Source organism: Komagataeibacter europaeus (assembly GCF_002173515.1).
Classification (GTDB): domain Bacteria; phylum Pseudomonadota; class Alphaproteobacteria; order Acetobacterales; family Acetobacteraceae; genus Komagataeibacter; species Komagataeibacter europaeus.
In genome coordinates, this window is the sequence record NZ_CP021467.1 from 843,223 (window position 1) to 857,055 (window position 13,833).

Consider the following 13,833-nt stretch of genomic DNA (forward strand, 5'->3'; position numbering starts at 1 on the left):
TGATCAATAAAGGCGCCTGGAATCATATATGATAAGAACTTACCACCATGGCCATATATAAATACTGAACATAGGATAAATAAAAATGCCTGTTGAGCAGATGCGCAAGAACATGTCGGAGAACGCGGGTTTCATCGCGGCCCTGGACCAGAGCGGGGGATCAACACCGGGGGCGCTGCGGCATTACGGCATACCGGACAGCGCCTACAGCACCGATGCGCAGATGTTTGCCCTGATGCACGAAATGCGGGTCAGGGTCATTACCGCCCCGGCCTTCACGGGCAAAAGCATCCTCGCCGCCATCCTGTTCGAGCAGACCATGAACGGGCTGGTCAAGGACACGCCGGTTCCCACCTACCTGTGGAAGGAAAAGGGCGTCGTCCCCTTCCTGAAGGTGGACAAGGGGCTGGAGGCCGAAGCAGGCGGCGTGCAGATGATGAAGCCCATCCCCAACCTTGAATCCCTGCTGGACCAGGCGATCAGCAAGGGCATCTATGGCACGAAGGCGCGCTCGGTCATCCGCCTGGCCGAGCGTGAGGGTGTCGCCGCCATCGTGAAGCAGCAGTTTGCCCTGGCCGAGCAGATTGCCGCCCGTGGCCTCGTGCCCATCATGGAACCCGAAGTCCTGATCAAAAGCCCGGACAAGGCAGGGGCGGAAGCGCTGCTGCATGACGAACTGCACCGTGGGCTTGATGTGCTGCCCGGTGACTACCAGGTGATGATCAAGGTCTCGATCCCCGAAAAGGCCGATCTTTACCTTGACCTGATCAGGCACCCGCGCGTGCAGCGCGTCGTGGCGCTGTCCGGTGGGTATCCACGTGACGAAGCGTGTCAGCGGCTGGCGAAAAACCATGGCATGATCGCCAGTTTCTCGCGCGCGCTGCTCGAAGACCTGCGCTACACCATGACGGATGCGGAATTTGACGCAGCCCTCGCGAAGTCCATCGAACAGATATTCAAGGCATCGACGCAAAAGGGCTGATCACCGTCTTTCCTTCATCTCAGGCAAAAACGGCTTCCGGAACCCTCCGGAAGCCGTTTTTTTATCCGCCTGCCGTCCCGTATCAGGCAGACGGACGCGTGGACACGTTTCCACCCTGCGGCAGGGAACGCGCGCCCAGGTCGCGCAGGGGCCAGCCCGCAAGCAGGTGGGATTCAATATCTTCCAGCGAAACCCCCTTCGTTTCCGGCACGTACAACAGCGTGATCACGATAAACAGGCCATTCATGCCAGCAAACAGCCAGAACGTGTGGGCTTCCCCCAATGTATCAAGCACGCTGAGGAATGTATTGCTGACCGCCCAGTTGGTGGCCCAGTTGGTAAAGGTGGAACAGACAATGCCAAAGTCACGACCGCGCAATGGCTGGATCTCAGCGCATAACGTCCAGACCAGTGGCCCGGCGCCAATGGCGAACCCCAGGACAAACACCAGCAGCGATCCCACCATGGCAATCTGGGCCATGGTGTCATGACCGCCATATTCAACTAGCCCGCCGGCCAGCAGCATGCTGCCCGTCATGATGGCACAGCTGAGCAGCAGCAGCGGCCGGCGGCCCCAGCGGTCAACCGTCACGATCGCGACACAGGTGGCGACCAGGTTGATCAGGCCGATCAGGGCCGTGGCCCATCCCGCGGCGGACGCGCCGAAATTGGCGGCCTGAAAGACCTTGGGCGCGTAATACATCAGCACATTGATACCGGTAAGCTGCTGCATGACCTGCAGCACGATACCCAGCCCGACCGAGCGCCGGAAATTGGCGTTATTGCGAAAAAACGAAAATCCCTCCGACCGGCCCCGGGTCAGTTCCGTGGCGATATCGGATATTTCCCGGTCGGCCTGCTGCGGGCTGGGGCGCAGGTAGCGCATTACGGTGCGCGCGCGCAGCTTCTCCCCACGCATCATGAGCCAGCGCGGACTGTCCGGCAGGAACAGGCAGCCGATGAGGAATACCGTCGCGGGCACCATCATGAGGCCCAGCATCCACCGCCAGTGCGCGCCATTCGCCAGTACCCCATCGGTTACATAGGACAGGAAGATGCCGCCCGTCATCATCAACTGGTAACAGGCAATCATCGACCCGCGCTGCGCCACGGCCGAGACTTCGGATATGTAGAGGGGGGCCGTAAAGGCTGCGATCCCCACCGCGAAGCCCAGGAAAATCCGACCGATGATGAGAAAGGCAACGGACGGGGCCAACGCGCTGATCAGGGAACCGACAAGAAAAAGAATGGACGAACCCAGCAGCGCGCGCCTGCGGCCAAAACGGAACGAGATGGTCCCGGCGATCAGCGAGCCCACGGCTGCCGCCGCCATCATGGAGGAGACGATCCATTCCTGCGTACGCGGCGATGCATTGAAATCCGTGCCGATAAAGCGCAGCGCGCCCGCGATCACCCCGGTATCCAGTCCAAACATCAGACCGGCAAGGGCCGCCAGCACCCCCACGACAATGGCATGTCCCGTCGCGGGCGCGTCAGGGGCGGGTACCTGACGTGGTGGAGTGGCATGTATCATGGCATGGGAAACCAGATCTTCTTCGGGCATGCGTGACACCTTTTCTTTATTATTTATTGAAATGCGGCTGTTCCGCTAGATGACTGGCGTGGAGGGTCCGGGGTCTTCCGGCCCGGCCATCATGAACGGTCGGGTCATTACAGACGCTGACATGCATGCATCAATGCATGGATTGCCCCCTGCGGGACAATAGATATGAACCGGATCGCCAACATTTTTCTGTGACCCGGATATCTAATATTTTTATATAAATCGAAGAAAATCCTGATAACGGTGACAAAGCCTCGTCTCTCGGCTTCCCTGCCTGTCAGTTTCAGCATGACGGGCGAAAAATCATCCCTGAAATGGCGTGGCGGGACATATTATGTGCAATCCGTATTGCAGATATAAGTAACGGAATCTGCGCTGGAATAAGAATCGCGTACTGGACTGGTCCGATTCTCCGAACGTATTTTATTTCTACATATGTTTTATCCACGAATCTTAAAAATATATTCGATTCCTGCCTTATGTTATTTCCTTAACGTGTGATCATGCACATATTTTTGTGTACTGCGCCTGTATGCAGGCCTGTTTCATCGCGTCCGGGCCGTCCGTACGCACTTGCATTTCCGATCCCTACCTTCTGCTGAAAAACGTCAGGAAACCGCATATTTTTCGGCTCTGACATATCTTGTCACATTCCCATAACAGCATATAAAAAATGTATGGCCATGCACAGGAAGAATAAATGTGCATCGAGAACTCGTGAATGGGCGAGGCTGGAATTAGACCCGGATTGGGACTTCAATGCAGGAACTGCCGCGCCAGACATGACGCACTGTTCCACGTGAATAAACCGCATGACTGAATCAACTTCATCCAGCCTGCGGGTTATACTGGAAATATGTCGGCGCATCGGTCCCTGTACTGTCATGGATGGCAGCAGGGTAATGGATCTCGGCACAGGTATGTGACGTACGTGGCATGCAGGCATGACCGGATGAATGCCGTCCTCTCATGCAGTTCCATGTAACGCCCGTAGCGAACAGGGCTGGCCGTGACAACGGAGGACGGTTTTCATGCGTTCATTATTTCCCTGTCCCGTATGGGCACCTGACGGTGCCGGCAATGCACGGGCGGATATTGATACCCTCTGCATCAATACAATCCGTACACTGGCTATGGATGCGGTGCAGAAAGCCAATTCCGGACACCCGGGCACGCCCATGGCGCTGGCCCCACCAGCCTATGCATTGTGGCGCGAGGTCCTGGATTATGATCCCGCCAATCCCCTGTGGCCCAATCGCGACCGCTTCGTGCTGTCGATCGGCCATGCCTCCATGCTGCTGTATTCGCTGATCTATCTTGCCGGTATCCGTGACGTGAAGGATGGCCGCGTACAGACGGACAGGCCATCACTGACCCTGGCGGATATCGAGCAGTTCCGCCAGCTTGATTCCCGCACCCCCGGCCACCCGGAATATGGCCACACCGCGGGCGTCGAGACCACGACCGGCCCGCTGGGGCAGGGATGTGGCAACTCCGTCGGCATGGCCATCGCCCAGAAATGGCTGGCCGCGCATTTCAATAAACCCGGTTTCGACCTGTTCACCTATCACACCTATACATTCTGCGGTGACGGCGACAACATGGAAGGCGTATCCAGCGAGGCCGCGTCCATCGCGGGCCACCTGAAGCTGGGTAACCTGACCTGGATCTATGACAGCAATCATATTTCCATCGAGGGCAATACCCGCATCGCCTTTACCGAAAGCGTGCATAAACGCTTCGAGGCCTATGGCTGGCATGTCCTTGAACTCAAGGACGCAAACGACACGGGCGATTTCCGTCGCCTGCTGGCCGAAGCGAAGGCGGAAACATCCCGGCCGACGCTGATCATCGTGCATTCCATCATCGGCTGGGGTTCGCCGCACAAGGCGGGCACCGCAGCAGCGCATGGCTCGCCCCTGGGGGTGGAGGAAATACGCGAAACCAAGAAATTCTACGGCTGGCCGGAAGACAAGAGTTTCTACGTGCCCAAGGGCGTGCCTGAACACTTCCGGCAGGGCATCGCCACACGCGGGGCCGCCGCCAGCAAGGCGTGGTACGACCTGCTGGCCCGCTACCGCACGGCACACCCCGACCTTGCGGCCGAACTGGACCTGGTCCTTGCGGGAAAGCTGCCCGAAGGCTGGGACCGCCAGATCAGTGATTTCCCTGCGGATGCGAAGGGGCTTGCCTCCCGCGCCAGTTCCGCGACCGTGCTCAATCAGGTGGCCGCCCGCTATCCATGGATGATCGGCGGATCGGCCGACCTGTCGCCGTCGACCAAGACGCACCTGACATTCGATGGCGCGGGTGATTTCCAGCCCCCGCAATGGGGCGGGACCTATGGCGGGCGCAACCTGCATTTCGGTGTGCGTGAACATGCCATGGGGTCGATCTGCAACGGGCTGGCGCTTTCGTACCTGCGGCCCTACTGCTCCGGCTTCTTCATCTTTTCCGATTACATGAAGCCGCCCATCCGCCTTGCGGCGCTGATGAAGCTGCCGGTGCTGTATATCTTCACCCATGATTCCATCGGGGTGGGGGAAGACGGCCCGACCCACCAGCCGGTCGAACAGCTGGCCCAGCTGCGCGCCACACCGGGGGTAACCCTGATCCGCCCGGCGGACGCCAATGAGGTCGCGGAGGCCTGGCGCACCCTTGTCCCGCTGGCTGATCGCCCCACCGTCCTGGTCCTGACGCGCCAGAACCTGCCCACCATCTGCCGCAAGACCTATGCCCCGGCCAGCGGCCTGGCAAAGGGGGCCTACGTGCTGGCCGACAGCAGCACCGGCACGCCCGATGTCATCCTCATGGCGACGGGCAGCGAGGTCGGGCTGATCGTGAAAGCCTTTGAACAGCTCAAGGCCGAGGGGGTCGGGGCCCGCATCGTCTCCATGCCGTCATGGGACCTGTTCGAAGCGCAGCCCCAGTCCTACCGCGACAGCGTGCTGCCGCCCGATGTCACCGCCCGCGTGGCGGTGGAACAGGCGGCACGGCTTGGGTGGGAACGCTATGTCGGCCTGCGGGGCAGCACCATCGTGATGCACACATTCGGTGCCTCCGCCCCGGCGGGTGAGCTGGAGGTCAGGTTCGGGTTCACGGTGGACGCCGTCCTGACCGAAGCCCGCAGGCAGCTTGCCACCCGGCGCTGAGCGCCCGCCCGACCATAATTGCGACAGGACAGCCACCCCGCGCCGCCCGCCGGATGGCTGCCCGCAACACATGAAGGAAACATGCCATGACCGCGTATGACGCCGGCACCAGTGAAGCCGCCAATCCGTTAAAACAGCTGGCCCGCTTTGGTCAGTCCCCGTGGCTGGACTTCATCCAGCGTTCCTATACCGAAAGCGGCAAGCTGAAAAAGCTGGTGGAGGAAGACGGCCTGAAGGGTGTCACCTCCAACCCGTCCATCTTCCAGAAGGCCATGGGCCACGGGACCGATTACGATCCGCAGATCCGCCAGATCCTTGAACACCAGATCGTTGACGCCGGGACGCTGTATGAAACGCTGGCGATCCATGACATCCGCGCGGCGGCAAAGGTGCTGCACCCGGTCTATGAACAGACCGCGAAGGTGGATGGCTATGTCAGCCTGGAGGTCTCGCCCTATCTGGCGCGTGATACCGGCGCCACCATCGCCGAGGCACGGCGGCTGTGGCTTGCCGTTGGCGCGCCCAACCTCATGATCAAGATCCCCGGGACGGATGAAGGCGCGCCCGCCGTGCAGGCGGCCATCGCGGCAGGGATCAATGTCAACGTAACACTGCTGTTTTCCCTGAATGCATACAAGAAGGTGGTCGAAGCCTATATCGCAGGGCTGGAAGAGCGTCTGGCGCGTGGCGAGAGTGTCACGGGGATTGCAAGCGTCGCCTCCTTCTTCGTCAGCCGGATCGACGTGAAGATCGACAGGGAAATCGATGATCGCGTCGCGGCGGGGGACAAGGACGCAGCCGCGCTGAAGGCCCTGCGTGGCAAGGTCGCGATCGCCAACGCCAAGCAGGCCTATGAATACTGGCAGGACGTGGTGAAAAGCGCGCGGTGGCAGAAACTGGCGCAGGCCGGCGCCATGCCCCAGCGCCTGCTGTGGGCCAGCACCAGCACGAAGGACAAGACGTTTAGCGACGTGCTGTACGTGGACGGCCTGATCGGCCCGGAAACCGTCAACACCATTCCGCCCGCGACCTTTGATGACTTCCGCGATCACGGCAAGGTTGCACAGACCCTGACACAGGACGTGGCGGGCGCAAACAGGGTCATCAGCGAGGCCCGGCGCCTTGGCCTTGATCTGGATGGCGTGACCCGGACATTGGTGGATGAAGGGGTGCGTGGCTTCGAGGATGCATTCGACGCCCTGCTTGGGTCGATTGCCGCCAAGCAGGCCGCGTTCCTTGGTTCCAAGCTCACCACGACCACGCTCGACCTGCCTGCCGACCTTGATGCGGCGGTCAGGGCCGAACTGGAAACATGGCGCACGCAGGGTGATGTCCGCCGCCTGTGGGACAGGGACGCAACCCTGTGGACGGGTCATGACGAGGCACGCTGGCTGAAATGGCTCAGCATCGTTGATGACCAGTTGCTGGATCTGGCGAAGTTCGAGGAATTCCAGGCCGAAGTGAAGGCGCGCGGCTTCCGTGACGCGCTGCTGCTGGGCATGGGTGGTTCCAGCCTTGGTCCCGAAGTGCTGGCGCAGACATTCGGCAAGCATGAAGGCTTCCCGCACCTGTATGTGCTCGACAGCACCGATCCGCAGCAGATCAGGGATTTTCAGGACAGGATCGACATCAGCAGGACGCTGTTCATCGTCTCGTCCAAATCCGGCGGCACGCTGGAGCCGAATATCCTCAAGGCCTATTTCTTCGATCAGGCGAAAAAGGTGCTGGGGGAGCGGGCCGGTTCGCACTTCATCACCGTCACCGATCCCGGTTCGCACATGGAAGACGTGGCGAAGAAGGATAAATTCTGGAAAATCTTCTACGGTAACAAACAGATCGGTGGCCGGTATTCCGTGCTGTCCGATTTCGGCATGGTGCCCGCGGCCGTCGCGGGCCTGCCGCTGAAGCGGCTGCTGGATTCGGCCCTGCGGGGTGAAAAATCCTGCGCCGCCTCCGTCCCGCCCGCGCAAAACCCCGGCGTCGTTCTGGGCAGCGTGCTGGGCGTGGCCGCGCGATCGTTCGGCCGGGACAAGGTCACGCTGCTGGCGTCGCCTGCCATATACGACATGGGCGCGTGGCTGGAACAGCTTCTGGCGGAATCAACGGGCAAGGACGGCAAGGGGCTGATCCCCATTGACGGGGAAACTGCCGGGCCGGCTTCGGTATATGGCAGGGACCGCGTGTTCATCTACCTGCGGCTGAGCGAAAAACCGTGTGAGAAGCAGGATGAAGCGTTCAAAAAGCTGATCGCGGCGGGTGAACCGGTCGTGACCATTGAACTGCATGACCGCTACCAGATTGCCGAGGAATTCTTCCGCTGGGAATTCGCGACTGCGGTCGCCGGGTCGATCATCGGCATCAATGCCTTCAACCAGCCTGATGTCGAGGCATCGAAGATCGAGACGAAAAAGATCACCACCGCCTATAACGAAACCGGCAGGCTGCCGCCGTACGAACCGTTCGCCAGGGACGGCAGCCTTGCCTTCTATGCCGACCCGAAGAATGCCGCGGCACTCAGGGTCGGCCACACGGCGGAAGGTATCCTGAAGGCCCATTTCGCCCGGGGCAGGGCGGGCGATTATGTCGCCCTGCTGGCTTATATCGACCGCGACACGGCCACGCGCGAATGGCTTCAGCAGGTGCGGCTGTCGGTGCGTGATGGGCTGAAGCTGGCCACGGCCGCCGAATTCGGCCCGCGTTTCCAGCATTCCACCGGGCAGGCCTACAAGGGCGGACCCAACACCGGCGTATTCCTGCAGATCACGTGTGATGACGAAGTCAGTCTGCCGGTGCCGGGGGAAAAATATACCTTCAGCATTGTCAAGGAAGCGCAGGCCCGTGGGGACCTGGAAGTACTGGGTGAACGCGGCCGTCGCGCCCTGCGCGTGCATATCCACGGCGACCTGAAATCCGGCCTTGAAAAACTTGCGCAGGCCATCACGGCCGCCGTCTGACCGCACGACGGAACAGCCCCGCCATGGTCGGCAGAAATGGCGGGGCCCATTTTTCACCAGCCCGAACGCGGGCTGAATCGCAGGGCACGTCCCTGCCACGGGAGCAGTAATAATCATGCAGATCGGTATAGTGGGGCTGGGCAAGATGGGGGGCAACATCGCCATCCGCCTGACACGTCACGGCCACGATGTGGTTCTTTATGACCGCACGCCAGCGGTCATGACCAAAATCGGGGAACAGGCCGTGGCCGGAAAGACCATTGCCGCATCCGGCCTGAAGGACATGGTGTCCAGGCTGACCGCCGAGCGGCGGATCATCTGGCTCATGCTGCCAGCAGGCCCCGTGACCGAAGCGGCGGTGCAGGAACTGGGTGGCCTGCTGGGCAAGGGGGATATCCTGATCGACGGCGGCAATTCCTTCTACAAGGACGATATCCGCCGCGCCGCCGAACTGATGAAGAAAGGCATCCACTACATTGATGTCGGCACGTCGGGCGGCGTGTGGGGGCTGGAACGCGGCTACTGCATGATGTACGGCGGCACCAGGGACGCCACCGACCATATCGACCCGATCCTGTCCGCCCTTGCACCGGGGATTGGCGATATCCCGCGCACGCCGAACCGTGACAAACCCGGTTTCGACCCGCGCGCGGAACAGGGCTACCTGCATTGCGGGCCCGCCGGGTCCGGCCATTTCGTGAAAATGGTCCATAACGGCATCGAATACGGCATCATGCAGGCCTTTGCCGAGGGCTTCCATGTCATGAAGTCCAAGAACTCGACCGAACTGCCTGAAAACCAGCGTTTCGAGCTGAACATGGCCGATATTGCCGAAGTCTGGCGGCGCGGCAGCGTGGTGTCCTCGTGGTTGCTGGACCTGTCGGCGCGCGCGCTGGCGGGCAATCCGGACCTGTCCAATTACAAGGGCGACGTGGCGGATTCCGGCGAAGGCCGCTGGACCATCGAGGCCGCAATTGAAGAAGCCGTACCCGTCCCGGTGATGACGGAAGCCCTGTTCACGCGTTTCCGTTCACGCACCGGCAACAACTTTGCCGAAAAGATGCTGTCCGCCATGCGTTTCGGCTTTGGCGGCCATATCGAAGGCACGAACAACTGATAGTGCGCGCCTGATAACGCACCCGGCAGGCCAGACCACGTTGGCACCATAACGACCACGGGCGGTCTGTCCGGGTTTTACACGCTGAAAAAAGTTCAGGGAGAAGCAAGATGGAGAGCATTGTCGCATCCGCGTCCTCGCAGATTGACGACACGCGGCATGAAAACGTGCCGCGTCGCGGGCCACCGGGCGTATTTGTCATATTTGGCGGGGGCGGGGACCTGACGCACCGCCTTCTGGTGCCCGCACTGTACAACCTGGCCAGTGCGGGGCTGCTGGACAGCCATTTCTCCATCATTGTGGTGGACCGGGCCGATGTCTCGGCTGCCGACCTGCGCCAGAGCTTCCATGAGTCGCTGGAAAATTTCGTAACCAGTCGCGGGACCGAAGCCGTCAGGCTGCATGACGACGTGTGGAAGCGCCTGTCGTCCAACATCGACTATGTGCGCGGTTCGTTCGAGGATAGCGCGACATATGATGCCCTGGCCCGGAAAACAGGCAACCAGAACTGTATTTTCTACCTTGCGGTGGCCGCCCGTTTCTTTGGCACCATCGTAGACCAGCTTGGTATATCGGGCCTTGCGAAGGAAAGCGGGCAGGCCTTCCGCCGGGTCATTATCGAAAAGCCCTTCGGCAGCGACCTGCAATCCGCCATCGCGCTGAACGAACGGCTGTTGCGCACGCTTGATGAAAGCCAGATTTACCGGATTGACCATTATCTGGGCAAGGAGACGGTGCAGAACATCCTGGCCCTGCGGTTTTCCAACGGTTTTTTCGAACCTTTGTGGAACCGCGACAATATCGACCATGTGCAGATCACCGCGGCCGAGACGGTGGGCGTGGAACAGCGCGCCCGGTTTTACGAAAGCACGGGCGCCGTGCGCGACATGGTACCCAACCATGTCATGCAGCTTCTGGCCATGACGGCCATGGAAGCCCCCATTTCGTTCGATGCCGATGCGGTACGTGATGAAAAGACCAAGGTACTCAAGGCCATCCATACCGTGCAGCACCATGACGTGGTACGCGGCCAGTATGCGGCAGGCAGCATCAGGGGAGAACCTGTTGCGGGCTATCGTGACGAACCCGGCGTGGATCCCCATTCCCATACCGAAACCTATGTCGCGATGAAGCTCATGATCGACAACTGGCGCTGGGCCGGGGTGCCGTTCTATGTGCGCACCGGCAAGCGCCTGGCCGCGCGCAAGACGGAAATCGCGGTGCATTTCAAGTCAGCGCCCTATGCCCTGTTCCGTGACACGCCGGTGGACAAGCTGACACCCAACATCATGCTTTTGCATATCCAGCCAACCGAAGGCGTGACATTGCAGTTTTCCGCCAAGATACCCGGCCCCACGGTACACCTGGGCGGCGTGCGCATGAAGTTCGACTATTCCGAATGGTTCCACGAGGGGCCAAGCACCGGCTACGAGACGCTGCTGTATGACTGCATGATCGGGGATGCGACCCTGTTCCAGCGCGCGGACAATATCGAAGCCGGATGGCGCGTGGTCCAGCCCGTCCTGGACTGGATGCACGCCCCCGCGGGACTGGATTTCTACGCCGCTGGCAGCGAGGGGCCAAAGGCCGCCGATGACCTGCTGGCCCGCGACCACCGGCACTGGCTGAAAATCGGGTCCTGACGGAACCTGACGCGCGCCCAGCCCGACCGACATGACACTGACAGGAGGACACTTCCGTGTCTGACCCCGAAATACGCCTTGTACTGGCCGATGTGGATGGCACCCTGGTCACGAAGGACAAGATCCTGACACCCCGCGCGATCCGGGCTGTCGAACGCCTGCGTGAACGCGGTATCCTGTTCACCATCACCAGCGGCCGCCCGCCCAAGGGCATGAAGATGGTCATTGACCCGCTGAAGATTTCCGAACCGATCGCGGGTTTCAACGGCGGGATGATGGTCAGGCCCGATTTCACCGTGATCGAGGCCCGCACGCTGCCAGCCGATACGGCGCGCAGGGTGATCGGCATCATCCGCGACCACGGGGCCGATCCGTGGGTCTATAACGGCAATGACTGGATCGTCTCGAAACTCGACGCCCCGCATGTCGCGCGCGAACAGTGGACGGTCAAGTTCCCGCCCGTGGTGGGCAATGTGGAAGCAAAGCTGGACCAGGTGGTCAAGATCACCGGCGTCAGCGATGACCTGGCCCTGATGAAGCGCCTCGAGCACGACCTGCAGCAGGCACTGGGCGATACGGCGTCCGCCGCCCTGTCACAGCCGTACTATGTGGACGTGACCAACAGGGACGCCAACAAGGGCGGCGTGGTGATGGCGCTCGAACGCCTGCTGGGCATTCCCGCCAGCCAGATGGTGACACTGGGCGACCAGCCCAATGATGTGCTGATGTTCCGCAAGAGCGGCATGTCCATCGCCATGGGGCAGGCCAGCCCCGAGGTGCAGAAGCAGGCGACCCATGTCTCGACATCGTGCGAGGAGGAAGGGTTCGCCAACGGGATCGAGAAATTCGTGCTGGGAGATGCGTGACATGACAGGTGGACATGACGTGAAAACGGGCGCGATGGTGGTCCTGCCCGATGCCGAAGCCATTGCGCAGTACATGGCGAAATGGCTGACGGAACAGGCGCTGGCGAAAAAGGGCGGCCCGTTCGTGATCGCGCTTTCGGGCGGGTCGACGCCCAAGCGGCTGTACCAGATCCTGGCGTCGGATGAATACCGCGACCGTTTCCCGTGGGCGAACACGCAGTTCTTCTTTGGCGATGAACGCTTCGTGCCCGACAGCGATCCGGCCAGCAACTACAACATGGTCGAGAGCGAAATGCTGGCCCATGTGCCGGTGCCGCCCGCCAACGTGCACCCCATGCCGACGTCGGGCGACCCGGCGCAGGCGGCGGCGCAATACCAGGCGGAACTGGAAAAGGTATACGGCGGCACGGTGCTGGAACCCGGCCGCCCGTTGTTTGACGTGGTGATGCTGGGCCTGGGCGATAACGGGCATACTGCGTCGCTGTTCCCGCGCCAGCCGGTGCTTCGGGAGAAAAGGCTGTGGGTTTCGACCTGCGTGCCCGATGACGCGCCGCATACGCGCCTGACGCTGACCTATCCCGCCATCCATTCCAGCCGCCATGTGGTGTTCATGCTGGCCGGGCCAGCCAAGCGCGAGGCCTTTGCCAGGGTGCGCGCCGGCGACCCGGCGGAACCCGCCAGCCACATCACGACCGAGGGCGAACTCATCTGGCTTATGGACAAGGCGGCTGCGGGACAATGAACGCGGTAAAGGCCGCCGCGCCGCCAGCAGGGTGCGGGATGGATACAGCCAGCCAGAAGGATAGCAGGAACCCGGACATGACAAGCCAGATAAGTGACCCGCGCGAGGAACAGAAACGCCATGCCGCGATCGAAGCCGCATCCATGGTCAGGGAAGGCATGGTCGTCGGCCTGGGTTCGGGCACCACGTCGGCCTACATGATTGACGAACTGGGTCGCCGATGGGCGGAGGGGCTGCGTTTTTCCGCCATTCCCACGTCCGAACGCTCGGCCGAGCAGGCGCGCGCGCATGGTATAAAACTGGTGACATTCGCCAACCATCCGCTGATCGACCTTGATATTGATGGCGCGGATGAAGTGGAGATGGGCACGCTCAACCTGATCAAGGGGCGGGGCGGGGCGCTGTTCCGGGAAAAGATCGTGGCTGCCGCCTCCCGTCGCTTCGTCGTGGTGGTGGATGAAAGCAAGCTGGTGCCACGGCTGGGCCACCACATGCCCGTGCCGGTGGAGGTCACGACGTTCGGCTGGGAACTGACGGCCACCCGGCTGCAGGATCTGGGCGCACGTCCCACCCTGCGGCTGGACCCGCATGGCGCGCCCTTCAATACCGATGGCGGCAACCTGATCCTGGACTGCAATTTCGGGGAAATCGCGGATTCCGTGGCATTGGCAGGCAGGATCCGCTCCATCGTGGGCGTGATCGAAAGCGGCCTGTTCATTGGCCGCACGTCCGAAGTCATCGTGGCGGGCCGGGACGGCCTGAAGCATCTCATGGCCGCGTGACCGCGCGCATGGTGACACGAAACAATCATGG

At 61.3% G+C, this 13,833-nt stretch carries 9 protein-coding genes; 8 read left to right on the top strand and 1 reads right to left on the bottom strand.

The genetic code is table 11. The features are described from left to right. The first annotated feature begins 85 nt into the window (after positions 1-85). On the top strand, positions 86-982 hold the full coding sequence (locus tag S101446_RS03740; RefSeq protein WP_087607650.1) for a fructose bisphosphate aldolase: 897 nt from the start codon (positions 86-88) through the stop codon (positions 980-982). Positions 983-1,064: 82 nt separating this feature from the next. Here S101446_RS03740 and S101446_RS03745 read toward each other — a convergent pair whose 3' ends face one another. After that, entirely contained in the window at positions 1,065-2,546 is a 1,482-nt protein-coding gene (locus S101446_RS03745; RefSeq protein ID WP_087607651.1) for a sugar porter family MFS transporter, read from the bottom strand. 1,031 nt (positions 2,547-3,577) lie between these two features. Here S101446_RS03745 and tkt point away from each other — a divergent pair. The 7 genes from tkt (at position 3,578) to rpiA (ending at position 13,802) form a co-directional block, all read left to right on the top strand. Continuing rightward, positions 3,578-5,698, top strand: coding sequence for a transketolase (gene tkt / locus S101446_RS03755; RefSeq protein ID WP_087607653.1), 2,121 nt, complete (start codon positions 3,578-3,580; stop codon positions 5,696-5,698). Positions 5,699-5,784: 86 nt separating this feature from the next. Continuing rightward, positions 5,785-8,652, top strand: a complete 2,868-nt coding sequence (locus tag S101446_RS03760) for a bifunctional transaldolase/phosoglucose isomerase (RefSeq protein ID WP_087607654.1) — start codon at positions 5,785-5,787, stop codon at positions 8,650-8,652. 115 nt (positions 8,653-8,767) lie between these two features. After that, a complete protein-coding gene (gene gnd, locus S101446_RS03765; protein WP_087607655.1) occupies positions 8,768-9,769 on the top strand; it encodes a phosphogluconate dehydrogenase (NAD(+)-dependent, decarboxylating) in 1,002 nt (333 codons plus the stop codon). 110 nt (positions 9,770-9,879) lie between these two features. Next, the gene (gene zwf / locus S101446_RS03770) at positions 9,880-11,412 is read left to right on the top strand and encodes a glucose-6-phosphate dehydrogenase (RefSeq protein WP_010510226.1); all 1,533 of its coding nucleotides are present in this window, start codon (positions 9,880-9,882) and stop codon (positions 11,410-11,412) included. A 56-nt stretch (positions 11,413-11,468) separates the two neighbouring features. Next, positions 11,469-12,278: a Cof-type HAD-IIB family hydrolase gene (locus S101446_RS03775; RefSeq protein ID WP_019087001.1), complete on the top strand. Its 810-nt coding sequence runs from the start codon at positions 11,469-11,471 to the stop codon at positions 12,276-12,278. After that, the gene (gene pgl / locus S101446_RS03780; protein ID WP_087607656.1) at positions 12,271-13,020 is read left to right on the top strand and encodes a 6-phosphogluconolactonase; all 750 of its coding nucleotides are present in this window, start codon (positions 12,271-12,273) and stop codon (positions 13,018-13,020) included. Before S101446_RS03775 ends, pgl begins: the two co-directional genes overlap by 8 nt. 77 nt (positions 13,021-13,097) lie before the next feature. Beyond that, a complete protein-coding gene (gene rpiA, locus S101446_RS03785) occupies positions 13,098-13,802 on the top strand; it encodes a ribose-5-phosphate isomerase RpiA (protein ID WP_026018709.1) in 705 nt (234 codons plus the stop codon). Positions 13,803-13,833 lie beyond the last annotated feature (31 nt).